We start from the raw sequence: 24,465 nt of genomic DNA, 5'->3' as shown, positions 1-24,465 counted from the left end.
TCGGCGGTGAGGGTCGGCAAGCATGACATAAGCGCCGCCCCCGCTGAATATGCGCAACGCCGGGGGCCGCAAAAGAAAACGGCCGGGTTGCCCCGGCCGTTTTCGATGCAGCGTGGCGGAACGATCGGAAGCGGTCCGGAACGCCTGCCGCCACAGCTTCCTGCCCCTCAGGAACCTGCCGGAAGGCGGGGCAGGTTCCTTGCCATGTGCTCGAGCGTGCGGAAGGCCGCCTCCACTCTCGCCTGCCCCACGTTGTCCAGCATCAATGCGGCATCGATGTCGTCACACACCGGTCCGACGACACGCATGGCCTGCCGCGCCTGCATGACCTGCTGCGCCGGCATGCGCTCGCCCGACCTGAGATTGTCCCAGTGGACCATCAGCGTATCGATGTCGCGGCTCGCCGAGTCGCAGGCCATCTCGTAGCGGCGTTCGGTGCTGTAGTCACCCTCAGATGCCGGAGGGGCAGTCGAGCACCCCGACGCCAATCCAATCACACTTGAGAAGACCAGCAGACGAAAACAATCACGAGAGGATTCACCAAGCATGCCCTGGATCCTCAGTACGCGTAGCCACGCGCGCAAAGATTGACGCTGATCGTATCGGTGTTGGAGTGGTTGGAGATTTGCCGAATTTGAAATGTGCCTGTGAACCCATTGATATCCTGAGCCCAGTAACAAAACGCATCCTTCTGCGTGTAAACGCCCGTGGCAGGCTGAAGGAAGCTAGGCACCAACGTTGACCAGCCCGAGTTGTAGCTTGTCTCATAGTAATTGTCGGGATCCTGACAACTGGACCCGCCACCGGATTCATGATCATAGTACAACGTACCCACGGCTCTGATCTCATAATTTGACGCACTGAATGAACCGCTGACCCATGTGCCGCTGTCGAGAACTGTGGTGGTGCCGGACACATCCTCACTAAGCGACCACGTGCCATCCTGCAAAAAAACGACATATTGGCCACCGATTGCGGTGGTAGGCGCCTCTATATTCGCACAGGCGCCAGGATCTGTGTAACCGGAAATCGACACGGATTGTGCGTTGACACCACTGCACAGAAGAAATCCGCCTGCGGCCACAGCGCATAGGGTGTTCAATCGATTCGTCATGATCTTTCCTCACAGGTGTTGAATTGAGATCGGGATCCTTCGTTCGCGCATCGACCAGCAAGCGTGATTTTTGTCTTTTAGATCCCTGAGCAGCCCCCCTTGCTACGTTCACGCGCCTCGCTATCGTGCGCGCCCCACGTTACGGAACATACCTCCGGAAAAATGTGAAAGCCGTCCCACCTTGACCGGGACACTTTTATTTCACATTGAATTCGATTGACTGCAATCGCATGAAAGCGGATAGCTTGCAACAAGAGCTACTAGGCGCCATTTCCGCCGCCGAACTTGTGCACATCGGCTGCCAAAAGCATGACGAGGGCGGCCAAACGTGCCGTGACTCGTGCACAAGCCAGGTTGCGAGAAATACACCTAGGTCAAACACAAAAAAACGGCCGGGTTGCCCCGGCCGTTTTCGATGCAGCGTGGTGAAACCGATCAGAAGCGGTAGCGGAAGCCCACCTGCAGCGACCACTGCGAGATGCCGTTGGTCTGGCGATCGGCGTCGGTCGGCACGCCGAGCGCGCTGGCCTGGCCGAATTCGGTGCCGCTGCGGTAGCCGTACACGTACTGGCCGTTGTAGATGCCCTGCAGGCTCGCGACCGCGTTGTTGGCGTTGAAGCCGTAGTCGATCACGTGGCCCCAGTCGTCGTTGATCAGGTTGCCGACATTCTGGATGTCGAGCCAGATCTCCGAGCGATGCTCGCGGAAGAAGCCCGGCAGTTCCTGGCTGAAACGCACGTCGAAGGTGTTGACCCACCCGGCGCGGAAGCCGTTCTCCGGCGCGTAGGTGCCGGCGTGCGACGCCAGGTGCGGGTTGGCAGCGAGGAACTCGTTGAAGCGCTGTTCCATCAGCGGATCGGCCGTGAACACGCCCGAGCTGCTGAGCGAGCCGAACAGCACGTCGCCGTTCGGGACGTAGAACAGGTCGTTGAAGGTACGGCCGTCGCCGTTCGCGTCGCCGGCGAAGATGTAGCTGTACGGACGGCCGCTGCGGCCTTCGTAGAACAGGCCGATCTGGGTCGCGTAGTCGCCGAAGAAGTTGTGCTGCCAGTTCAAGGCACCGGTGAAGCGGTTCTTGATCTCGTAGCGCGCGGTCGTGGCGGTCGGATCGTTGATGTTGAAGCCGAGCTGGCCGCCGTAGCCCGAGCCCGCGGTGGAGCTGGTCAGCGCGCCGACTTCGGTGGCGTCGGTGTAGGTGTAGCCCACGCTCCACGACCAATCGCTGTCCACGCTGAAGGGCTTGGTCAGCGACAGGGTCATCTGCTGGCCCTTGCCCTTGTTGGTGTTGGCGATTTCGAACACGTCGCCGAAGTAGCTGTTGCGGCCGAAGCGCGACGTTGCCGTGTAGGCCGAGCCCGACGTCGGATAGCGACCGACGAAGTTCGGATCCCAGTAGAGAGCGCGGCCGTCGGGACCGATGAAGCCGGGGCCGACGTTCAGGGTGCGGTAGAACAGTCCGTCCTTGACGTCGGTCAGCAACAGCTCGCCGGACGCGACCACGCCCTGCCACGGCAGCTCGACGTCGAGCGCGAGGTTCGCCTTCCACACCGACGGCAGGTCGAAGTCTTCGGCCATCACGTTGACGTTGCGGTTCGCGGAACCCGGCAGCGCGGACAGCGCGTCGGTCGGCTGGTTGAAGCCGTCCGGGCTGAATGGCACGTTCGCGAAGTCGGTGATGTTGGAGTACGAGATGTTGTTCAGACCGGTGGACTGGTAGGAGTTGCTCACCCAGACCTGCGGCGCGTCGCCCTGGAACAGACCGATGCCGCCGCGCAGCTGCGTCGGAAGATCGGTGTCGAACATGTAGTTGAAGCCGAAGCGCGGCTGGATGATGAAGTCGCCGCTGAAGGTATTGCTGTTGTCGCGACCGAAGCCGCCGTTCGGGCAGTCGGCCGGGCCGGTACCGGTGGCGACCGGCGCGGAGGCGAAGCACGAATTGAAGGTCGGATCCGGGCTCGTGGTCGGCTTGTCCGCGCGCACGCCGAAGTTCAGCGTGAGGTTGGAATTGACGTACCAGGTGTCCTGCAGGAACAGGCCGAGGCTCTTGTTGGTGTACTGCGCCGGGACCGAGCCCGGGAACGCCGCGGTCTGCAGGTCGTAATCGAAGTACTCGCCGGCTTCGAAGGCTTCGAGGCCGTAGAAGCTGTAGTTGCCGAACGAGTCCTGCAGGAAGTAGTTGTAGATCTCGTTTTCGCTGTACTCGGCCCCGGCCTTGAGGTCGTGGTCGCCGAGCGCCCAGGTGGCGGCGCCGAAGTAGTTCCAGGTTTCGGTCAGCAGGGTGTTGCCGCCCGAGCTGCGCTCGGTGCCGAGGCGGATGAAGTCGCCGTTGGTGATGCCGGTATCGGGATTGCCGTCGTCGAAGTAGACCTGGATCGTCGGCGCGTTGGTCGGATTGACGCGCACGGCCGAGTAGTCGCGGTACGAGGCCTTGAACTCGGTCGACAGCGTGTCGGACCAGTCGCTGAACAGCTGGCCGACGTAGCTCTCGACCGACTTCTCGTGCGTGTACCAGTTCGAGCTCAGCGCGAGCGTGCTCGGACCCGAGCCTTCCGGGCGCACGCGTTCCTGCTCGAGGTTGCTGTAGCGCAGGTTGGCGCGGTGGGCATCGCTGATGTTCCAGTCGAGCTTGATCGCCTTTTCTTCGAGCTGGGTGTCGCCGTCGCCCGTGATGCCGCCCGCGTCGATGCCGTAACCGGCGGCGATGCGCTGCACTTCGGCGAGGTCAGCGGCGTCGAAGTCGCCGTCGGCGCGGTTGAGCGGGGTGTTGCTGATGTCCGGGGTCGGCTGGCCGCGGGTGTACTTCTCGTAGTTGGCGAAGAAGAACAGGCGGTCCTTGATGAGCGGACCACTGAACGTGCCGCCGTAGGTTTCTTCCTGGTCGAACTCGGCAAATTCGTCGCCGGTGAGCGGGTGCTCGCCGAACCAGTCGCCGTCGCGGTAGTAGCCGTAGACCGAACCGTGGAATTCGTTGCCGCCGGACTTGGTGACGGCGTTGACGTTGGCACCGGCCGCGCCGGAGAAGGTCACGTCGTAGTTCGACAGGTTGATGTCGATGGCTTCGATGGCTTCCATCGAGACCGGCTGGCGCTGCGTCGGCAGGTTGTTGCCTTCCAGGCCGAAGGTGTCGCTGGCCGAGACGCCGTCGATCGAGATCTTGTTGAAGCGCGGGTTGAGGCCGCCGGCGGTAATGGTGCCGGACGCGCGATCGGTGAACGCCACGCGCGGGTCGAGGCGGATGTAGTCCTGGATGTTGCCGTTGATCGACGGCAGGGCTTCGATTTCCTCCTGCGACACGTTGGTGCCGCTGCCCATCTTGGCCGAGGAGAACAGATCGTAGCCGCCGGCCGAGGCGACGACTTCGACCGAGGTCAGTTCGGTGGCGGCGACGTCCAGATCGACGTTGACGTCGGCGGTTTCACCCAGCAGCAGGTACACGTTTTCCGAGGCTTCGCCGCGGTAGCCGTCCTTGGTGACGGTGACGGTGTACGGGCCGCCGACGCGCAGGCCGCGCGCGGTGTAGCGGCCGTTTTCGTCCGTCACGGCGCGGCTGGTGGTGCCGGAAGGCGTGTGGACGATCGTCACCTCGGCGCCGGCGAGCGAGCTGCCGTCGTTGTTGGTGATGCGGCCGGCCAGATTGGCCGAGGTCTGCTGTGCATACGCCGGTGCGGTGGCGAGCAGCACGGCGAGCGCGCCGGCGAGTCGTGTGATCCGGAGTTTCGTTTTCATTGAGATCTGCCCTGGTTGCCTGACTGTGTCGTTGGGAGCACGGCCGCGGTTCGCGCACTCGTCCGCGCGAGCATCGTGATGCTGCAGCGCAAGAACGCTCGAATCCCCTGGCCCGCGTCAACCGCTCACGCGCCGGGCGTCCTGCCCTGGCTGGCGGTTAACAGCAGTTTAACAGAGTCGGATGACACTTTTGTAACGTCATGCACTGCGGCTGAATCGCCTCGTCGCAGCGGGCGAAGGTGCAGCGCAGCACGCGCCGGCGGAGTTGCGCGCCGCAGGCGGGTCGATCTTGCGGCTGGCAGATGACAAATTTCCACAAATCCCGCGGGGCTGGGGCGCCCTCCGCTCCGCCGCCCGCGGGGCATCGGCCGTCGCCGCACCGGGCGCGGCCGCCGAAATCCGTGCTGCGACGCGTCAAGCGCCGCTCATCCTCCCGTCGGGGCGAGGTACCTGCCGATCCCGTCGAGGAACATCTGCACCGACAGGGTGACCAGCAGCATGCCCATCAGGCGCTCCACCGCGGTCAGCACGCGCGGGCCGAGCCATTTGTAGAGGTAGGTGGCGCTGAAGAGGATGCCCGCCGTGGCGCCCCAGGCGATCACCAGCGCCAGCGTCCAGTCGGCGATGCGCTCGGGCTCGGAGCTCGACATCAGGATCACGGCCGCCATGCCCGACGGTCCCGCGATCAGCGGGATCGCCATCGGCACGATGAACGGCTCGCCGTCCGGCACCTCGCCGAGCAGACCATCGGCCGGCGGGAAGATCATGCGGATCCCGATGAGGAACAGCACGATGCCGCCGGCAATCGAGACCGATTCCTGCCGGATGTGCATGGCATCGAGGATGGCCTTGCCGGCGAGCAGGAACAGCAGCAGCACCGCCAGCGCGATCAGCAGCTCGCGCACCAGCACGATGCGCTGGCGACGCGGCGGCAGGCTCTTGAGCAGGCTCAGGAACACCGGCACGTTGCCGAGCGGGTCCAGGATCAGGAAGAGCAGGATGGCGGCGGAGATGGTGGTCACGGCCGCACCGCCACGGCGGTCGCCTGAAACGTCACGACGGCAGCACGTGCAGGCGCGGCACCGGCGCGCGCTCGGGTGCGGCACGCACGGTGGCCGGTTCGCCCCGGCCGGCAGCGCCGAGCAGGCGCACGCAGGCCGCTGCGTATGCACTGGCCTCGGGCACCTGGCCCGGGTCTTCGGCGAAATACGCCTTGCCGCGCAGGGCGCTGCGCATCGGTCCGGGCAGCAGTCCGTGCACGCGCACCGGCGAGTGCTCCAGTTCGTCGCGCAGCACCTGCACGAGCCCGGCGAGACCGAACTTCGCGACCGCGTACCCGCCCCACAGCGCACGACCCACGCGCGCGGGGTCGTCCAGCACGAACACCACGGCCGCGTCTTCGCGCCGACGCAACAGCGGCAGGCAGGCGCGCGTGAGCAGCAGCGGCGCCGAGAGGTTAACGTGCAGCGCGCGCTGCCAGTCCTCGGGCGGGGTGTTTTCGAGCGACACCAGACCCTTGAAGTCGGCCGCGCAGTGCAGGATGCCGTCGAGGCGGCCGCAGTCGCGTTCGATGTTGGCGGCAAGATCGGCGTAGTCGTCGGGCGTGGCGCCGGCGAGGTCGAGCGGATAGATCGCCGGCTGCGGTGCACCGGCGGCCTCGATCGCATCGTAGAGCCGGGTGAGTTTCGGCACGCGCCGCCCGAGCAGCACCACGCACGCGCCCGCCGCGGCGCAGGCGCGCGCCGCCGCCTCGCCGAGGGCGCCGTGCGCGCCGGTCACGAGAATCACGCGTCCGTCGAGCGCGCGTCCGGCCTGCGGCGCCTGTGCGGCCATCAGGCCGCCTTGTACGCGTCGGCCACCATGCGCGCGAGTTCGCCCTGTGCGTGCAGCTCCAGCGCGATGTCGCAGCCGCCGATCAGTTCGCCGCGGATGAAGAGCTGCGGGAACGTGGGCCAGTTCGAATAGCGCGGCAGGTGCGCGCGCACTTCGGGATCCTCCAGCACGTTCACCGCGCGGAACGGTGCGCCGCAGGCCTTGAGCGCCTGCACGGTGCGGCTGGAGAAACCGCACATCGGAAAGGTGGGCGTGCCCTTCATGAAGAGCACGATGGGATGCCCTTCCACTTCGGAACGGATGCGTTCCATCACGGTCATGGTAAAAACTCCGGGTCGACGGCGCGCAGCCAGTCAGGCTGCTTACGCTAGAATTGTAAGCCCTTCCCGCGCCGCACCGCGCGCGGCGAACGTTTGCCCGATCCCCCGCCCGCCAACCTGAAGAAGGAGAGCCCGATGGCCATCGAACTGCCCCCGCTGCCGTACGAGAAGAACGCGCTGGAACCGCACATCTCGGCCGAAACGCTCGAGTTCCACCACGACAAGCACCACCAAGCCTACGTCACCAACCTCAACAAGCTCATCGCGGGCACCGAGTTCGAAAACGCGGATCTTGAAACCATCGTGAAGAAGTCGCAGGGCGGCGTCTTCAACAACGCGGCCCAGGTCTGGAACCACACGTTCTACTGGAACAGCATGGCGCCCAAGGCCGGCGGCGAGCCCGGCGGAAAGCTCGGCGAAGCCATCGCGAAGCAGTGGGGCTCGTTCGAGGCCTTCAAGGAGGAGTTCACCAAGACCGCGATCGGCACCTTCGGCTCGGGCTGGGCCTGGCTGGTGCAGCGGCCGGACGGCTCGCTCGGCATCGTCAGCACGTCCAACGCCGGCACGCCGCTCACCGGCAACGACACCGCGCTGCTGACCTGCGATGTGTGGGAGCACGCCTACTACATCGACTACCGCAACGCGCGCCCGAAGTACCTTGAAAACTTCTGGCCGCTGGTGAACTGGGATTTCGCCAACAGCAACCTGAAGTAACGGTCGGGCAGCCAGTGGCGTTCGGGGCAACGGGTCTTGGCGCCACCCGCGCTGTCCTTCTTCAGGCGGGAGAAGGCGTCCGGAGTGCGGACGAGGCAGCGGCGATGCGGTGGGTTCGCGTGCTTCGACGCGCGGCACACCGGATCGTCATCAGGCGGAAGGGCGATCGTGTGATGCATCTCCCTCATCCGCCTGCCGGCACCTTCTCCCGACGGGAGAAGGGAAAACACCCCTCGCGCTCGGCGCTGATTGATATGCCAGGCCCGGCTTCCTTCTCCCCCCGGGAGAAGGTGCCCGGAGGGCGGATGAGGGACGGGCGCTGCAACCCGGATCCACGCACCGGACAGCCGCTCCCATGAGCGACAGCACGACCCGGCCCGGCACGCCGCCCCTGCTCCAGCTTGCGGACGTCGCCTGCGACATCGCAGGCAACCGCATCGTCGAACAGGTGTCGTTCTCGCTCGCCCCCGGCGAACTGGCCTGCCTGCTCGGGCCGAGCGGCTGCGGCAAGACCACCCTGCTGCGCGCGGTGGCCGGTTTCCAGGCGCTGGCGCACGGCAGCATCGCGCTGCGCGGGCGCGAGGTGGCGAACGTGCGCGGCGGCGATGCGCCGGAACGGCGCGGCGTCGGCTTCGTGTTCCAGGACCTTGCGCTGTTTCCGCATCTGCGCGTGGATGCAAACGTCGGCTTCGGCCTCGACACCCTCGCGCGCGGCGACCGCGCCGCACGCATCGACCAGACCTTGGCCCTGCTCGGTCTCGACGGCCTGCAGCGCCGCTTTCCGCACGAGCTGTCCGGTGGTCAGCAACAGCGTGTCGCGCTGGCGCGCTCGCTCGCGCCGCAGCCGGACCTGCTGCTGCTGGACGAGCCGTTCTCCAGCCTCGACGCGCACCTGCGCGTGAATCTGCGCACGGAACTGCGCGAGGTGCTCAAACGCCTGGGCATCGCCGCGCTGCTGGTCACGCACGACCAGGACGAGGCGTTCGGTTTTGCCGACACGCTCGGCGTGATGCACGCGGGCCGGCTGCTGCAGTGGGGCACGGGTTTCGACGTCTACCATCGCCCGGCGACTGCGTTCGTCGCGAAGTTCGTCGGCGAAGGGCGCCTTTTGCGCGCGCGCGTGCTCGATGCGAGCCGCATCGACACCGCGGTCGGCGCGATCCTCACGCCCGACGCGATGCAGGCGGCGCCCGGCAGCGAGGCGCACCTGCTGCTGCGTCCGGACGACGTGCGTCCGGCGAACGGCGACGGATTCGAAACCACGGTGGTGGCGGCATCGTTCCGCGGGGCGGAAACGTTCTACACGCTGCGGCTGCACAACGGCGAGGAGATCGCGGCGCTGTTTCCGAGCCATTTGCGGTATGCGGTCGGCCAGACCGTGCACGCGCGGCTCGACCTGCAGCACGTGGTGGTGTTCGCCGACTGACCGTGCAGAGCGCGCAGTGGCGAACGTCGGCATCGCCGAACCCGGATCGAAGGAATGCATCTCCCGCACATCGCGGCAGGTGGCGGAAGCCGGGAAGGCGTTGTCTCGATGCAGGGCGCACCCCCTCCTGCCTGCCGGCATCCTCCCCCGCAGCGCGGGAGAGGAACGTTCCGTTTGATGTCACGGAACGCCGATCCATCGCCATCGCCGAACGCTGATCGAAGGAATCCGTCTCCCGCATAGCGGGGGAAGGTGGCGGAAGCCGGGAAGACGTTGTGTCGACGCGGGGCGCACCCCCTCCTGCCTGCCGGCATCCTCCCCCGCTGCGCGGGAGAGGAACGTTCCGTTCGATGTCACGGAACGCCGATCCATCGCCAAGCCGCCCCCTGTATCGAAGGAGTCCTTCTCCCGCGCAGCGGGGGAAGGTGGCGGCAGCCGGAAGGGGGTTTTGCCGCGCCGCGCCTCTCCTGTCTCACGCAACCCTCTCCCGTTACGCGGGAGAGTCGGGCTTCGTCGGGTATGGCGACGCGTTGTCGGCGCGGCAAGGCGTCGAGGCCAGGCGCGGCCGCAAGCGGCAGCTAACTCGCGGCTTCTTCCAGGCGCGCAAGCACCGGCGTCACCTGCCCCTCGCGCTGCAACGCCGCACCAACCGTGCCCAGCACCGTCGCCAGCGTGCCACCGTCGTCGGCGCGGAACGTGGCATGCCCGACCTTGCGCCCGTCGCGCGGGCTCTTGCCGTAGTCGTGCCAGTGTCCGCCGGTCGCGGCGAGTACGGGCAGCGCGTCGGGCAAGGCGCCGATCCAGTTGAGCATGCACGACACGCCGCGCGCCGCGGTGCTGCCGAGCGGCAGGCCGAGCACCGCACGCAGGTGGTTTTCGAACTGCGAGGTCTCGCTGCCTTCGATGGTCCAGTGACCGGAGTTGTGCACGCGCGGTGCCATTTCGTTGGCCAGCAGCTCGCCGTCGCAATCGAACAGTTCCAGCGCGAACACGCCGACGTAATCGAGCGCGTCGGCCAGGCGACGCGCGGCGCCGAGCGCTGCCGCTTCGATCGCCGCGTCGACCCGGGCCGGCGCGAGACTGGCCGCAAGGATGCCGTCGCGGTGCCAGTTCTGCGTCAGCGGCCAGGCGCGGAATTCGCCGCTGCGCGAACGGACCGCAACCACGGACAGCTCGCGCTGGAAACGCACGAAACTCTCGAGGATCAGCCCCACCGACGGCGCCTGCGCGCCGAGGTCGTTCCATGCCGCGTCGGCATCGTCGTGGCTGCGCAGGCGGAACTGGCCCTTGCCGTCGTAACCGAGGCGACGCGTCTTGAGGATGGCGGGCGCGCCGATGGCATCGAGTGCGGCATCCAGATCGGCGCGCGAGGCGATGGCGTGGAAGTCCGGCGTGCCGATGCCCAGTTCGCGGAACAGCGTCTTCTCGGCGAGCCGATCCTGCGCCACCGCGAGCGCGCGCGGCGCCGGAAAGACCGGGATGCGGTCGGCCAGCCACTGCGCGCTTTCGGCCGGCACGTTCTCGAAATCGAACGTGGCGAGATCGACGCGGCGCGCAAATTCGGCCAGGCACGTCTCGTCGCGGTAGTCGCCGACCACCATCGGCGCGAACTGGCCGGCGCAGGCGTCGGCGGTGGAGTCCATGACGAGGAAGCGCAGGCCGAGCGGCGCGCCGGCGAGCGCGAGCATGCGGGCAAGCTGCCCGCCGCCGAGGATGCCGACCGTGGTTGTCATGCCTGGCGCGGGTCCGCGTGGGCGAGCACGTCGTCGGTCTGGCGGCGACGGAAGGCGTCGAGCGCCTCGCGCACGCGGGCGTCGTCCAGCGCGAGGATCGACGCGGCGAACAGCGCCGCGTTGGCCGCACCGGCCGCGCCGATCGCAAACGTCGCCACCGGCACGCCGGCCGGCATCTGCACGATGGACAGCAGCGAGTCGAGCCCGTTGAGCGCCTTCGACTGCACCGGCACGCCGAGCACCGGCAACGCCGTCTTGGCCGCGAGCATGCCCGGCAGATGGGCCGCGCCGCCGGCGCCGGCGATGATCGCGCGGATGCCGCGCGCGTGCGCCTGCTCCGCATAGCGGAACAGCAGGTCCGGCGTGCGGTGCGCGCTGACCACCTGCACCTCGTGCCCGATGCCGAGCGCGTCGAGCCGCGCCGCGGCCTGCTGCATCGTCTCCCAGTCCGAACGCGAACCCATCACGATGCCCACACGCGGGGCCGCAGCAGGCGGCGCCGGCTCGGACGGAGTGCTGTGATCGCTCATGCGGCGTGGCCCGGCGCGTGGTTCGAACCGCTATTGTAGTGGCTGGGAGCGCCTGACAGAATCTCCGGCTCCCGCAGGGATTCCTGCGCCGCTCCGGTGCATTCGGCATGGACAAACGCCTGCTGGCCATCCTGTGCTGTCCCGTCACGCATCAGCCGGTCACGCCGCTGACGTCGGCGCAGATGGAATCGATCAATCGCGCCATCGCCGCGGGCGACGTGCAGCAAAGCGACGGCACGCGCCTCTCGCAAGCGCTGCAGGGTGCGCTCATCACGCGCGACGGCCAGCGCATCTACCGCATCGACGACGGCATCCCGGTGATGCTGCCAGACGAGGCCATCGCCACCGACCAGCTCAAGGCGTTCCCGGCATGAGCGCTGTGCCGCCGCCGGCCGATGTGGTGGCGGCGGACGTCGCGCGGGCGCTGGCCGAAGACGTGGGCAGCGGCGACATCAGCGCCGATCTGCTGCCCGCCGGCCGCCGCGTGCGCGCCACGATCCGCTCGCGCGAGAACGCGGTGCTGTGCGGCGCGCCGTGGGCAGAGGCGTGTTTCCGCGCGCTCGATCCGAACGTGCGGATCGAATGGGCGGTGCAGGACAGCGGGCGGCTGCAGGCGGACGGCGTGTTCGTTCACCTTGTCGGCGACGCCCGCGCGCTGGTCACCGGCGAACGCAGCGCGATCAATTTCCTCCAGGTGCTGTCCGGCACGGCCACCGCGACGGCCGCCTACGTCGAACGCGTGCAGGGCACGGGCGCACGCATCCTCGACACGCGCAAGACCCTGCCCGGGCTGCGTCTCGCGCAGAAATACGCGGTGCGCTGCGGCGGCGGGATGAACCACCGCATCGGGCTGTTCGATGCGGTGATGCTGAAGGAGAACCACATCGTCGCGGCCGGGTCGATCGCGCAGGCGGCGACGACCGCGCGCACGTTGCATCCGTCCGCGCCGCTGATCTGCGAAGTGGAGTCGCTCGACGAACTGACCCAGGCCATCGACGCCGGCGTGGATCGGGTGCTGATCGACGATTTCAGCCTCGACGACATGCGCCGCGCGGTCTCGATCGCCGCCGGCCGCGTGCCGCTGGAGGTGTCCGGCGGCGTGACGCTGGAGCGCGTGCGCGAGATCGCGCTCACGGGCGTGGATTACATCTCGGTCGGTTCGCTGACCAAGCACGTGCGGGCGGTGGATCTGTCGATGCGGATCCTCGGCGACGCGTAATGCGTCGCCTCGCCGTGCGCGGGACGGCACGGCGTTCGAATGCGCCCGGATCTGTGCGGAATGCGCCCGATGCCCGTCGCGCCGCCTGATGTCAGGTGCGCAGACGCGCGCCGACCCACTCCGGTACCGACTTCAAGGCATCGACCAATCCCGCCCCGTCCTCGCCGCCGCCCTGCGCCATGTCGGGGCGGCCGCCGCCCTTGCCGTTGATCTTGGACGCCACGAAGGCGACGAGTTCGCCCGCCTTCACCTTGTCCAGGCCCTTGCCCTGTACGCCTGCCACAAGCGAGGCCTTGCCGTCCGCGCCGGACGCAAGAAGGATCACCGCATCGCCGAGTTTGTGCTTGAGCTGGTCGACGCTGTCGCGCAGCGATTTCGCGTCGAGACCGTCGACACGCGCGGCCACGACCTTGATGCCGGCGATGTCGACCGCACCCGCGCCGAGGTCCGAGGTGGCGCCGGCCGCGGCCTTTGCCTTCAGCGCGTCGAGCTCCTTTTCGAGCTTCTTCTGCTTGTCGAACAGCGCGCGCAGTTTGTCGACGACATCGTTGCGGTTGCCGCCGAGCAGCTCGGCGACCGCATCGAGGCGACGTTCTTCGGCCGCGATGAAATCGAGCGCGCCCTGCCCCGTCACCGCCTCGATGCGGCGCACGCCGGCCGCGACGCCGCCTTCGGAAATGATCTTGAACACGCCGATGTCGCCGGTGTGGTGCACGTGCGTGCCGCCGCACAGCTCGGTGGAGAACCCACCCATCTTCAGCACGCGCACGCGTTCGCCGTACTTCTCGCCGAACAGCGCCATCGCGCCGAAGTCGATCGCTTCCTGCATGCCCATGTGGTGCACCTCGGCCTCCGCGTTGCGGCGGATTTCGGTGTTGACGATGGCTTCGATCTCGGCAAGCTGTTCCTGCGAGATCGCGGCGAAGTGCGAGAAGTCGAAGCGCAGGCGATCGGGCGCGACCAGCGAGCCTTTCTGCGTGACGTGTTCGCCCAGCACCTGGCGCAGCGCCGCGTGCAGCAGGTGCGTCGCGGAGTGGTTGAGCACGATGGCTTGGCGGCGTGCGCCGTCGACCTGCGCGGACAGCAGGTCGCCGACGCGGATCGTGCCGGATTTCAGCGTGCCGGCGTGGCCGTGGAACTGACCGGCGAGCTTGAGTGTGTCGTCGACTTCGAAGCGCGCGTCGTCGCTGCCCAGCAGCCAGCCGCGGTCGCCGACCTGGCCGCCGCTTTCGGCATAGAACGGCGTGGCGCGCAGGATCACGGTGCCCTGCTCGCCTGCGTTGAGCGCATCGACGGGCTTGCCGTCGCGCAGCAAAGCGCGCACGTGCAGGTCGTCGGCTTCGAGGTCTTCGTAGCCGAGGAATTCGGTCGGCTTGAGCTTCGCGACGAGGTCGGCCGGCAGCGCGGTGCTGCCCGCGAACTTGCTCGCGGCACGCGCCTGTTCGCGCTGCTGTTCCATCGCGGCTTCGAAGCCGGCCATGTCGATGGAGAGGCCGCGTTCGCGCGCGATGTCGGCGGTGAGGTCGACCGGGAAGCCGTAGGTGTCGTACAGGCGAAAAACGTCACGGCCCTCGATTCGACGGTTATCCACAAAATTGACTATCTGCTGCCCGAATGTTTCTGTCAGCTCACTGAGTTCGCCAACATCAATCTCGCTGTTCGTCACAAGCAAACAAATATTTACTTGATCTGGACCATATTGCTCCTGTGAGCCGAACCTCACTTGAGTCAGCAAGGGTTGCTCTTTGTCCACGACGACGACTCTTGTGATCACATAGCGACCATCATCTGCTGTCGTAACTCCAATCGCGGTGACTTTTCCGTCTGGAGACCGCTGCGTTGTAAATAGACCGTAATCAAGATCCTGCGTTTCGCAAAATTTGAAATAGGACCGGCGCTCCGTCAACGAAACCTCGTCGAAGATCTTCATGCCGCTGTCGAGCGTCTCGGCGAAGCGTTCTTCTTCGCCCTTGAGCGCGGCTTCGATCGTCGCGCGCTTGGTCTTCAGTTCCGGATACGCCTCGCCCATCACCTCGATCAGCGGCGCAAGCATGCGGTGGAAGAACGGTTCGCGCATGCCGAGCATCCAGCCGTAACGCAGTGCGCGGCGGATGATGCGGCGGAGCACGTAGCCGCGACCTTCGTTCGATGGCAGCACGCCGTCGACGATGAGGAAGGCGCAGGCGCGGATGTGGTCGGCGATCACGCGCAGCGATTTGCTTTCCAGGTCCTTCTCGCCGGTGAGTTCTGCCGCGGCCTTGATGAGGTGCTGGAACAGGTCGATCTCGTAGTTGCTGTGCACGTGCTGCAGCACGGCCGAGACACGTTCGAGGCCCATGCCGGTGTCGACGCACGGCGCGGGCAGCGGCACGAGCGTGCCGTCCGGCTGGCGGTCGTACTGCATGAAGACGTTGTTCCAGATCTCGATGAAACGGTCGCCGTCTTCGTCGGGCGAGCCCGGGGGGCCGCCCGGAATGTGGGCACCGTGGTCGTAGAAGATTTCCGTGCACGGACCGCAGGGGCCGGTGTCGGCCATCTGCCAGAAGTTGTCCGAGGCGTACGGCGCGCCCTTGTTGTCGCCGATGCGGATGATGCGGTCGGCCGGCAGGCCGATGTCGGTGTGCCAGATGTCGAAGGCTTCGTCGTCGGTGTGGTAGATCGTGACGAGGAGTTTGTCCGCGGGCAGGCCCCAGACCTTGGTCAGCAGTTCCCAGGCGTAGGCGATGGCGTCCTTCTTGAAGTAGTCGCCGAAGCTGAAGTTGCCGAGCATCTCGAAGAAGGTGTGGTGGCGCGCGGTGTAGCCGACCTGGTCGAGGTCGTTGTGCTTGCCGCCGGCGCGCACGCAGCGCTGGCTGGAGACGGCGCGCTTGTAGCTGCGCTTCTCGGCACCGAGGAAGACGTCCTTGAACTGCACCATGCCGGCGTTGGTGAACAGCAGGGTCGGGTCGTTGCCCGGCACGAGCGAGCTCGACGGGACGATGGTGTGGCCCTTGCTGCGGAAGAATTCGAGGAAATCCTTGCGGATCTCGTTGCTGGTTTTCATGGGCGTGCGGGCGTCGGAAAAGTGGGCGGGGCGGCGGCTGCGGGGCGCGGCGGTACGCTCAAGATGCGGGTGGGCATTCGAGTACGCAACCGAATCGGCCGGGGTGCGGAGAGTAGCAGGCGGGGTGTGGTGGGGCGAAGGTGGGGGGGCGGCGAGACGGCGGACGTGTGTGGATGCGTGGTGGGCGCGTCGTGGGTACGCGAGTGCATTGATGCGCGTGGCGGCGCGGGCTCATGGGTGCGGTGCGGCACGCGCGCCTTTCTCTTGCCATCCCCGCGACGGCCCGCCGCTGTCCGGGGAAACGCGAGCGTTCCCTCTACCGTCGTCCCGGCGAAAGCCGGGACCCAGCGACGTTTCTTGGTTTTCACTATGGTTAAAACACTCCGAACAACGTCGCTGGGTCCCGGCTTTCGCCGGGACGACGGGCGTTGAGGCCTTGCCTGATCGAGCCGACAAGGCATTGAGGCGACAGCAGGGAGACGCCTGGGATCCAGCGGCCTGGATGAAACGTCCCCGGACAGCAGCGGGCGATGAACGACACGATGGCATCGGACGGCCTGAGCCCGCTGCGGCACAGCGCCGCTCCGGCGCGAGCGATTCGAGAAAGCGCAGGCCCGCCCCTCAGTCCTCGAAATCGTGTTTCACCGCGGCGCGGATGCTGTCGCCGTCGAATCCGCGGCGCAGCAGGTAGTGGCTGCGTTTGACACGTTCGGCGTTGTCTTTCGCGGGGCGGGCGCCGTAGCGGCGGCGAAGTGCGTCGATGGCGAGTTCGGGCCAGTCGGGCGCGGCTTCGTCGAACAGGGCGGTGACGGTGGCGTCGTCGATGCCGTGGGTGCCGAGCTCGGCGCGGATGCGTTGCGGGCCGTAGCCGCCCCCGATGCGGGTGCGCACGAGCATCTCGGCGAAGCGGGTGTCGTCCTGGTAGCCCTGGCCGGCAAGGGTGTCGAGAGCGGTTTCGGCGGCGGTGACGTCGGCGCCTTTGGCGTCGAGTTTGCGGCGGAGTTCGCGGCGTGAGTGTTCGCGGCGGACGAGGAGGCCGAGGGCCTTACGGTAGGCGTCGGGTGGGTCGCGGTCGGGGGGCGCTCGCGTCGCTTGAGATGCTTCATCGAAGCGGAGCGCGTTTGGATCGAAGTCGTCTTCGGCGTTGCGCTCCAACCTGGGACGAGCTGCGGCGCCCGTGCGTGCTTCAGCGCTGAGCTCGATGTGGGGAATCGACGCTTGGGAGGGGCGTAGTACGCGTCCGACCGCTTCGTGCGGTTGGATGCTCGGCGTCGGCCCGAACCCTCTCCCCAACCCCTCTCCCGGCGGGAGAGGGGCTATCGCATCGGCGCCGGCATCACCTTCGGCCTTGGCTTTGGCCTTGGCCTCGGCGTCGGTGTCGAACCGATGGACGGCGGTGTCTGCGCCCTCTCGCGGACCGACACGCGTCGTCCAGGGGCCGTCCGGCCGGCCCCTGGATCCGCCGGCCGCCATTGCCTCAGGCCTCCACCTCGGCTTCTTCGCCGATCACCAGACCGGGCACGAATTTCTCGCGCAGTTTCGCTTCGAGCTCCTGCGCCGCGGCGGGGTTGTCCTTGAAGTACTGCCGGGCGTTTTCCTTGCCCTGGCCGATGCGTTCGGTGCCGTAGCTGTACCAGGCGCCGGACTTCTCGACGAGCTTGGCGTCCACGCCCATGTCGATCAGTTCGCCTTCGCGGCTGATGCCTTCGCCGTAGAGGATTTCGGTGACGATCTGCTTGAACGGCGGCGCCATCTTGTTCTTGACCACCTTGATCTTGGTCTGGTTGCCGATGATCTCGTCGCCCTTCTTGATGCTGCCGATGCGGCGGATGTCCAGGCGCACCGAGGCGTAGAACTTCAGCGCGTTGCCGCCGGTGGTGGTTTCCGGGCTCTGGCCGGGCATCATGATGCCGATCTTCATGCGCAGCTGGTTGATGAAGATCACCATGCAGTTGCTGCGCTTGATGTTGCCGGTGAGCTTGCGCAGCGCCTGGCTCATCAGGCGGGCCTGCAGGCCGGGGAGCTGGTCGCCCATTTCGCCTTCGATTTCGGCCTTGGGCGTGAGCGCGGCGACGGAGTCGATGACGACCATGTCCACCGCGTTGGAACGCACCAGCATGTCGGCGATTTCCAGCGCCTGTTCGCCGGTGTCCGGCTGCGAGACGAGCAGGTCTTCGACGTTGACGCCGAGTTTCTGCGCGTAGGTCGGATCGAGCGCGTGCTCGGCGTCGACGAAGGCGGCGGTGCCGCCGGCTTTCTGGCACTGCGCGATGGTTTGCAGGGTCAGCGTGGTCTTGCCGGAGGATTCCGGGCCGTAGATCTCGATGACGCGACCCTTGGGCAGGCCACCGATGCCCAGCGCGATGTCGAGCATCAGCGAACCGGTGCCGATGACTTCGATCGCTTCGTCGACCTTGTCGCCCATGCGCATGACCGCGCCCTTGCCGAACTGCTTCTCGATCTGGCCCAGGGCCGCCGAGAGTGCGCGTTTCTTGTTCTCGTCCATCGCAGATTCCTTCATGACAGGCGCTCGTGTCTTGTGTGGTGTGGCGGGAGTGTGTGCGCCCGGCGTCGCAGGGGTTGCGACCGCGGAGCGTGGTGCAGACGTTAATTCGCGCGGCCTGGGGTCGGCATCGGAATTCTCCGCGACGGTGCTGCGCGAATCGCCCGGGGCCGGGCGCGGCTTTTTCCTGTGCAGGCTCATCGGTTCGGCCGCACGAGGCCGCAATAGAGACCTTCGATGGCGAAGTCCTGGTCTGCGTCGATGTCGATGGGGAGATGCTCCGGGTTGCGTGGGAGGAGGCGGAGGCCGCCGTTGCGCAAGTCGAGGACCTTGACGGTGATTTCGTCGTCGATGCGGGCGACCACGATCTGGCCGTTGCGCGCGTCGCGGGTGCGGTGCACGCCGATGAGGTCGCCGTCGAGGATGCCTTCGTCGCGCATGGAGTCACCCTGCACTTTCAGCAGGTAATCGGGCGAGGGCGAAAAGACGCTGCGGTCGAGCACGAGGCTGGCGTCGGAGCCGATGTCGGCGCCGATCGGCTGGCCGGCGGAGACGCGGCCGAGGATGGGGAGGCGGACGGCGTCGTCGGGACCGATTGCGGCGTCGGGTTCGAACAGGTCGCCGGTGACGGTGTCGTCGCGGATGGCTTCTCGGACGAGTTGCAGGCCGCGGGCCTTGCCGGGGAGACGGCGGATGGCTCCGAAACGTTCCAGTGCTTCGAGATGGTATTGGGCGGCGCGCAGGCTTTTGAAGCCGAAGGCCTGCATGATCTCGGTCTGCGACGGCGGCATGCCGGCGTCGATGCGTTCGGCCACCCACGCGAGGATCGACCGCTGGATCTCGGTGAGGCGGGGGGCGGACGCGCTGGCTGGCGACACGGCAGGAGATCCGGAAACGCGACGACCGGATATTAGTGGTATTACTACCAACCGGTCAAGGTTGGCCCTGAACCCCGGTCACCCGATCACGGCATCGAGGCCCTGCAGCGCCGCCACCACGGTCTGGCGTCGCACCGCATCGCGATCGCCGTCGAAATGGAAGACGTCCGCGCGGGCATAGCCGCCACGGCGTTTCCAGCCGATCCACACCGTGCCGACCGGCTTGTCCGGGCTGCCGCCGCCGGGCCCGGCGATGCCGGTCACCGCCACCGCGACGCCGGCACCGGAGTTCACCAGCGCGCCGGAGACCATCTCGATGACGGTCTCGCGGCTCACCGCGCCGTGCGTTTCGAGCGTCTGCGGTCGGACGCCGAGCAGGGCCTGCTTGGCTTCGTAGCTGTAGGCGGCCATGCCGCAGTCGAACCATGCGGAGCAGCCGGGGATGTCGGTGATGGTCTTGGCGATCCAGCCGCCGGTGCAGCTCTCGGCGGTGGCGAGGGTCTGGCCGCGGGCAAGGAGCTGGGCGCCGATGCGTTCGGCGAGGGTGTGCAGGGTGGCGTCGTCGGGGCGGGAACTGGGCATCGGGGAAGACTAGTTCGGTCGAACGCTTTATTCCATGTGCTGGTGGGTGGGTGGTGGACGATGGGAGCTGCCCCTTCCGCCTGCCGGCACCTTCCCCCGCTGCGCGGGAGAAGGACGCTTCGGTGTGTGTGTGGCAAACACCGACAACGCTGACCGAATCACCGCGCATATCGGCGAAGGAATCCTTCTCCCGCGTGCGGGGGAAGAAGGACGCTTCGGTGTATGTGGCCAAACACCGACAACGCTGACCGAGTCACCGCGCATATCGGCGAAGGAATCCTTCTCCCGCGTGCGGGGGAAGGTGCCGGCAGGCGGAAGGGGGCGTTCGAGGCGCAGCTCCTCAATCGTCATCTCCCCACAACGACCCCGGCCCGTTCGCCGCCTTTCGCGGCGCGGGCTCGCGCGCGTGCACCGCCTCCCACACCGCGAGCGCATCGCGCGTGGCCGCCACGTCATGCACGCGCAACAGCCGCGCGCCGCGCTGTGCGGCGATCAGGTGCGCGGCCACCGAGCCGGACACGCGCTCGTCGACCGCGCGCCCGGTCAGCTCGCCGATGCTGCGCTTGCGCGACAGCCCGGCCAGCACCGGCACGCCCAGTTCGACGAAGCGCGCAAGGTTCGCCAGCAGCGCCATGTTGTGCGCAAGCGTCTTGCCGAAGCCGAACCCCGGGTCCACCACGATGCGCGACTTGGCGATGCCTGCCATCTCGCACGCGAAGATGCGGTCGGCGAGGAAGCGGTGCACGTCGGCCACGACATCCTCGTAATGCGGTGCGTCCTGCATCACGCGCGGTTCGCCGAGCATGTGCATCAGCACCACGGGCACGCCGAGCGCCGCAGCCGCGTCCAGCGCGCCGTCGCGCCGGAGCGCGTACACGTCGTTGATCAGGCCCGCACCGGCGTCGACGGCCGCGCGCATGACCTCGGGCTTGGACGTATCGATGCCGATCGGCACCCCGGTCTCGCGCACCAGGCGTTCGATCACGGGCACGACGCGACGCAACTCCTCGTCCACCGGCACGGCGTCCGCGCCGGGACGTGTCGATTCGCCGCCGACATCGAGCGCATCGGCGCCCTCCTCCACCAGCCGCAGCGCGTGCGCGACGGCGGCGTCGACGCTGGCATGCCGGCCGCCGTCGGAAAACGAGTCGGGCGTGACGTTGACGATGCCGAGCACACGCGGCCGATCCAGCGCGAGCCGGCGCCCGGCGCAATCCAGAACGGGAGTCAGGTCGAACATCTTGGGCCGGAAATGGAGAATCGGGACTCGGGAATCGTCGAAAGCGGGCTTCGTCGTTGCTCCAACGATTCCCGAATCCCGACTCCCGATTCCCGGCCTTTCACACCTGCGGTGCAGGCCCGCCGATGACGCCGGGCGCGGACGGCCCGGACGACGACGGCGGACCGTCCGGCTTCTGCGTGCGGCCGCTCTTGACCCAGTCCGCCGGCAGACCGGGCGTGCGCCCGTGCATGATGTCGTCGATCTGCGCGGCATCGATGGTTTCGTACTGCAGCAGCGCCTCGGCCATGATGTGCAGCTTCTCGATATTGGCGGTGAGGATGTCGCGGGTCCGGTTGTAGGCGCGGTCGAGGATGCCGCGCACCACTTCGTCGATCTTGCGCGCGGTGTCGTCGGAAAGGCTCTTGTGCTGCGTCACCGAGCGGCCGAGGAACACTTCGTCCTCCTGCTCGCCGTAGGCGATGGGACCCATCTCGTCCGACAGACCCCACTTGGTGACCATGTTGCGCGCCATCTTGGTGGCGCGCTCGATGTCGTTGGAGGCGCCCGTGGTGACCTTGTCGGCGCCGAAGATCAGTTCCTCGGCCACGCGTCCGCCGTACAGCGAACACAGCTGCGATTCGATCGCGACCTTGTTGTAGCTGTACTTGTCGCCTTCCGGCAGGTACATGGTCACGCCGAGCGCGCGGCCGCGCGGGATGATGGTCACCTTGTAGACCGGATCGTGCTCGGGCACGACGCGGCCGACGATGGCATGGCCGGCTTCGTGGTAGGCGGTGAGTTTCTTCTCGTCCTCGCTCATCGCCATCGAGCGGCGCTCGGCACCCATCAGGATCTTGTCGCGGGCGCGGTCGAAGTGATCCATGCGGACCTCGCGCGCGTTCTCGCGCGCGGCGAACAGCGCCGCCTCGTTGCAGAGGTTGGCGAGGTCGGCGCCGGAGAACCCCGGCGTGCCGCGCGCGATCGTCATCGGATCGACGTCCGCATCGAGCGGCAGCTTGCGCATGTGCACCTTCAGGATCTGCTCGCGACCCTTCACGTCCGGCAGGCCGACGACCACCTGGCGATCGAAACGGCCGGGGCGCAGCAGCGCCGGATCGAGCACATCGGGGCGGTTCGTCGCCGCGATGACGATCACGCCTTCGCCGCCTTCGAAGCCGTCCATCTCGACCAGCAGCTGGTTCAGCGTCTGCTCGCGTTCGTCGTGTCCGCCGCCGAGCCCGGCACCACGATGGCGGCCCACGGCGTCGATCTCGTCGATGAAGATGATGCACGGCGCCTGCTTCTTGGCCTGCTCGAACATGTCGCGCACGCGGCTTGCGCCGACGCCGACGAACATCTCGACGAAGTCGGAACCGGAGATCGAGAAGAACGGCACCTTGGCCTCGCCCGCGATCGCACGCGCAAGCAGCGTCTTGCCGGTGCCGGGCGGACCCACCATCAGCACGCCGCGCGGAATCTTGCCGCCGAGTTTCTGGAACTTGGACGGGTCGCGCAGGAATTCGACGAGTTCGCCGACTTCCTCCTTGGCCTCGTCGCAGCCGGCCACATCCGCGAAGGTGACCTTCACCTCGTTCTCGCCCTGCAGCTTGGCGCGCGACCGGCCGAAGCTCATCGCGCCGCGGCCGCTGCCGCCCTGCTGCAGCTGACGCATGAAGAAGATGAAGATGCCGATGAAGATCAGGTACGGCAGCAGCGTGAGCACGATCTGCGCGAGGCCCGGGCCGCTGGCGGCCTCCTCCTGCTGGATCGCCACGCCCTTGTCGACCAGCACGTTGATCAGGTCGCGGTCGTACGGGCCGATGGTGGTGGCCTTCTCGCCGTTGCGGCCGACGAACATGAGTTCGGTCTGCGCGCCGGTGTTGTCGCCGCTGAAGGTGACGCTCTGCACGCCGCCGGCATCGAGCTGGCTCAGGAAGTCCGAATAGGCGACCTGCTGGCTCGCGGCGCCCACGCGGGGCGTGAAACTCTGGAACACCATCATCAGCACGACGGCGATGACTACCCAGAGCAGAAGATTCTTGGCCAAGTCGTTCATTCCTGCATTCCTGCCCAGCGTTGGAGTCCGACGGGACTCACCGTTTGCCGCCCGCCATCGCATAGACCTCGGAGGATCGATTGCGTGACGCCTCGGGTTTGCGCACCTTCACCTGCGTGTAGCGTTTGCGCAAGTCCCGGATGTACTCGTCGATGCCCTCGCCCTGGAAGAGCTTGATGAGGAAGTTGCCGCCAGGGCGCAGATGGGTCTGGGCGAAATCGCGCGCCAGTTCCGCAAGGTACATGGCACGCGGCTGATCCACTGCATCGACGCCAGACATATTGGGCGCCATGTCCGACAGGACAAGGTCCACGCGCTGCCCGGCGAGCGCGGTTTCGAGCAGCGAAAGTGGGCCGGGCTCCCTGAAATCCCCGTGAATGAATTCGACACCGGCAAGCGACGGCATCTCGAGGATGTCGAGCGCGATGACGCGTCCGGTGTCGCCGAGCTCGCGCCGCACCAGCTGCGACCAGCCGCCCGGCGCGGCGCCAAGATCGACGACGACCATGCCGGGCTTGAGCAGGCGGTCCTTCGCGACCAGCTCCTCGAGCTTGTAGGCGGCGCGCGAACGCAGGCCCTCGGCCTGCGCCTTCTTCACGAAGGGGTCGGAGAAGTGTTCGCGCAACCAGGCCTGGCTGCTCTTGCTGCGTGCTGCCATGGTCGCGACCGCGGGTTCGAGGGGGCACCATGATACCCTTTCCGCCCTTTTTGCCCCGGTCGAGCCATGTCCGCGCCGCTGTCGTCGAACCAGAAACGTTATCTGCGCGGCCTGGCGCACGATCTGCGCCCGGTGATCCTGATCGGCGCCAAGGGCGTGAGCGATTCGCTGGTCGCCGAACTCGATCTTGCGCTGGATCATCACGAACTGGTGAAGGTGCGCGTGGCGGCCGAGGACCGCGACGCGCGCGATGCGATGGTGGCGCAGCTGCTGGAGCGCAGCGGCGCGGCCCTGGTCCAGCGCATCGGCAACATCGCCTGCCTGTACCGCGCGAATGCGCAGAAGCCGCAGATCGCGCTGCCTCGCTGAGGGAGCCGTCGCGTGCCGCTGATCGAGCATCGGGCGGAAGATCACCGCGTGGTGCGTCGCGTCGGCGCGCACGGGATCGTGGTGGACGAACGCGAATTCTCCGCGAGCCTGGTGCTGGCGCCCGATGCGGCGTTGACCGACTTCCCGCCGACGCGGGTCGAGGAACTCGACGAGCCCGCGTTGGCCGCCGTGCTCGCGCTGGAGCCGGCGCTGGTGCTGCTCGGAACGGGTGAACGGCAGGTGTTCCCGGCCCAGTCCGTGCTCGCGGCCTTCCTGCGGCGCGGCATCGGCATCGAAGCGATGGACAACGCCGCGGCGGCGCGGACGTTCAACCTGCTGGCGGCGGAGGGGCGGCGTGTTGTTGCCGTGTTTCTGCTGCCTGCGAAAGCCCCCACGCCACTCTGACGCCTGCTGCCCGTCTCCCATCGGGAGAAGGTGGCCCGTCAGGGCCGGATGAGCAACTGTCTTGCGCCGACCCGTTGGTGCTATGCCCTTGCAGTGGCCCGCATCTCATCGCGACATCGCGCATTGAGGACGGT

22 protein-coding genes are annotated in these 24,465 nt (G+C 67.2%); 6 read left to right on the top strand and 16 right to left on the bottom strand.

Annotation, left to right across the window (positions count from 1 at the left end; all coding sequences use genetic code 11):
- Positions 1–167: 167 nt before the first annotated feature.
- From HNQ52_RS14535 to grxD, 6 genes are all read right to left on the bottom strand, one after another.
- Positions 168–548, bottom strand: coding sequence for a hypothetical protein (locus HNQ52_RS14535; protein WP_183961910.1), 381 nt, complete (start codon positions 546–548; stop codon positions 168–170).
- A gap of 11 nt (positions 549–559) precedes the next feature.
- Positions 560–1,114 (bottom strand): hypothetical protein, encoded by a 555-nt coding sequence (locus tag HNQ52_RS14530; RefSeq protein ID WP_183961909.1) that lies wholly within the window; start codon positions 1,112–1,114, stop codon positions 560–562.
- Positions 1,115–1,549: 435 nt separating this feature from the next.
- On the bottom strand, positions 1,550–4,840 hold the full coding sequence (locus tag HNQ52_RS14525) for a TonB-dependent receptor (protein ID WP_183961908.1): 3,291 nt from the start codon (positions 4,838–4,840) through the stop codon (positions 1,550–1,552).
- Positions 4,841–5,265: 425 nt separating this feature from the next.
- A complete protein-coding gene (locus HNQ52_RS14520) occupies positions 5,266–5,862 on the bottom strand; it encodes a YhgN family NAAT transporter (RefSeq protein WP_183961907.1) in 597 nt (198 codons plus the stop codon).
- A gap of 31 nt (positions 5,863–5,893) precedes the next feature.
- Complete coding sequence (locus HNQ52_RS14515) at positions 5,894–6,673, bottom strand: SDR family NAD(P)-dependent oxidoreductase (protein ID WP_183961906.1); 780 nt, start codon at positions 6,671–6,673, stop codon at positions 5,894–5,896.
- Positions 6,673–6,993 (bottom strand): Grx4 family monothiol glutaredoxin, encoded by a 321-nt coding sequence (grxD, locus tag HNQ52_RS14510; RefSeq protein ID WP_183961905.1) that lies wholly within the window; start codon positions 6,991–6,993, stop codon positions 6,673–6,675. The genes HNQ52_RS14515 and grxD overlap by 1 nt, the downstream gene beginning before the upstream one ends.
- A gap of 135 nt (positions 6,994–7,128) precedes the next feature.
- Here grxD and HNQ52_RS14505 point away from each other — a divergent pair, with 135 nt between their 5' ends.
- Both HNQ52_RS14505 and HNQ52_RS14500 read left to right on the top strand, forming a co-directional pair.
- Complete coding sequence (locus tag HNQ52_RS14505; protein WP_183961904.1) at positions 7,129–7,707, top strand: superoxide dismutase; 579 nt, start codon at positions 7,129–7,131, stop codon at positions 7,705–7,707.
- Between the two features lie 355 nt (positions 7,708–8,062).
- Complete coding sequence (locus tag HNQ52_RS14500) at positions 8,063–9,133, top strand: ABC transporter ATP-binding protein (RefSeq protein WP_183961903.1); 1,071 nt, start codon at positions 8,063–8,065, stop codon at positions 9,131–9,133.
- A 578-nt stretch (positions 9,134–9,711) separates the two neighbouring features.
- On the opposite strand, the gene HNQ52_RS14495 is transcribed toward HNQ52_RS14500, so the two are convergent.
- Complete coding sequence (locus tag HNQ52_RS14495; RefSeq protein ID WP_183961902.1) at positions 9,712–10,866, bottom strand: 5-(carboxyamino)imidazole ribonucleotide synthase; 1,155 nt, start codon at positions 10,864–10,866, stop codon at positions 9,712–9,714.
- Positions 10,863–11,396 (bottom strand): 5-(carboxyamino)imidazole ribonucleotide mutase, encoded by a 534-nt coding sequence (gene purE, locus HNQ52_RS14490; RefSeq protein WP_183961901.1) that lies wholly within the window; start codon positions 11,394–11,396, stop codon positions 10,863–10,865. The genes HNQ52_RS14495 and purE overlap by 4 nt, the downstream gene beginning before the upstream one ends.
- 107 nt (positions 11,397–11,503) lie before the next feature.
- On the opposite strand from purE, the gene HNQ52_RS14485 reads away from it, so the two are divergent.
- Together HNQ52_RS14485 and nadC are read left to right on the top strand one after the other, a co-directional pair.
- Positions 11,504–11,770: a Trm112 family protein gene (locus HNQ52_RS14485; protein ID WP_183961900.1), complete on the top strand. Its 267-nt coding sequence runs from the start codon at positions 11,504–11,506 to the stop codon at positions 11,768–11,770.
- On the top strand, positions 11,767–12,615 hold the full coding sequence (gene nadC, locus HNQ52_RS14480) for a carboxylating nicotinate-nucleotide diphosphorylase (protein WP_183961899.1): 849 nt from the start codon (positions 11,767–11,769) through the stop codon (positions 12,613–12,615). Before HNQ52_RS14485 ends, nadC begins: the two co-directional genes overlap by 4 nt.
- 91 nt (positions 12,616–12,706) lie before the next feature.
- Here the strand turns inward: nadC and alaS are convergent, their stop codons facing one another.
- The 8 genes from alaS to rlmE all read right to left on the bottom strand — a co-directional run bounded on the left by alaS (position 12,707) and on the right by rlmE (position 23,557).
- A complete protein-coding gene (gene alaS / locus HNQ52_RS17280) occupies positions 12,707–15,658 on the bottom strand; it encodes an alanine--tRNA ligase (RefSeq protein ID WP_183961898.1) in 2,952 nt (983 codons plus the stop codon).
- Between the two features lie 621 nt (positions 15,659–16,279).
- Entirely contained in the window at positions 16,280–16,813 is a 534-nt protein-coding gene (locus tag HNQ52_RS17275) for a regulatory protein RecX (protein ID WP_246387867.1), read from the bottom strand.
- Positions 16,814–17,135: 322 nt separating this feature from the next.
- The gene (recA, locus tag HNQ52_RS14465) at positions 17,136–18,164 is read right to left on the bottom strand and encodes a recombinase RecA (RefSeq protein WP_183962070.1); all 1,029 of its coding nucleotides are present in this window, start codon (positions 18,162–18,164) and stop codon (positions 17,136–17,138) included.
- 194 nt (positions 18,165–18,358) lie between these two features.
- On the bottom strand, positions 18,359–19,039 hold the full coding sequence (gene lexA, locus HNQ52_RS14460) for a transcriptional repressor LexA (RefSeq protein WP_183961896.1): 681 nt from the start codon (positions 19,037–19,039) through the stop codon (positions 18,359–18,361).
- Between the two features lie 78 nt (positions 19,040–19,117).
- Complete coding sequence (locus tag HNQ52_RS14455) at positions 19,118–19,621, bottom strand: CinA family protein (protein ID WP_183961895.1); 504 nt, start codon at positions 19,619–19,621, stop codon at positions 19,118–19,120.
- A gap of 340 nt (positions 19,622–19,961) precedes the next feature.
- On the bottom strand, positions 19,962–20,861 hold the full coding sequence (gene folP / locus HNQ52_RS14450) for a dihydropteroate synthase (RefSeq protein ID WP_183961894.1): 900 nt from the start codon (positions 20,859–20,861) through the stop codon (positions 19,962–19,964).
- A gap of 100 nt (positions 20,862–20,961) precedes the next feature.
- The gene (gene ftsH, locus HNQ52_RS14445) at positions 20,962–22,899 is read right to left on the bottom strand and encodes an ATP-dependent zinc metalloprotease FtsH (RefSeq protein WP_183961893.1); all 1,938 of its coding nucleotides are present in this window, start codon (positions 22,897–22,899) and stop codon (positions 20,962–20,964) included.
- A gap of 37 nt (positions 22,900–22,936) precedes the next feature.
- On the bottom strand, positions 22,937–23,557 hold the full coding sequence (gene rlmE, locus HNQ52_RS14440) for a 23S rRNA (uridine(2552)-2'-O)-methyltransferase RlmE (RefSeq protein WP_183961892.1): 621 nt from the start codon (positions 23,555–23,557) through the stop codon (positions 22,937–22,939).
- A 66-nt stretch (positions 23,558–23,623) separates the two neighbouring features.
- Here rlmE and yhbY point away from each other — a divergent pair, with 66 nt between their 5' ends.
- Together yhbY and HNQ52_RS14430 are read left to right on the top strand one after the other, a co-directional pair.
- On the top strand, positions 23,624–23,926 hold the full coding sequence (gene yhbY, locus HNQ52_RS14435) for a ribosome assembly RNA-binding protein YhbY (RefSeq protein WP_183961891.1): 303 nt from the start codon (positions 23,624–23,626) through the stop codon (positions 23,924–23,926).
- A 12-nt stretch (positions 23,927–23,938) separates the two neighbouring features.
- On the top strand, positions 23,939–24,331 hold the full coding sequence (locus HNQ52_RS14430) for an MTH938/NDUFAF3 family protein (protein WP_183961890.1): 393 nt from the start codon (positions 23,939–23,941) through the stop codon (positions 24,329–24,331).
- The last annotated feature ends 134 nt before the right edge of the window (positions 24,332–24,465 follow it).

The sequence above is a fragment of the Chiayiivirga flava genome, from assembly GCF_014202825.1.
Taxonomy (GTDB): Bacteria; Pseudomonadota; Gammaproteobacteria; order Xanthomonadales; family Xanthomonadaceae; genus Chiayiivirga; species Chiayiivirga flava.
The sequence above is the reverse complement of the archived record's forward strand: the minus strand, read 5'-3'. Positions and strand labels throughout refer to the sequence as shown.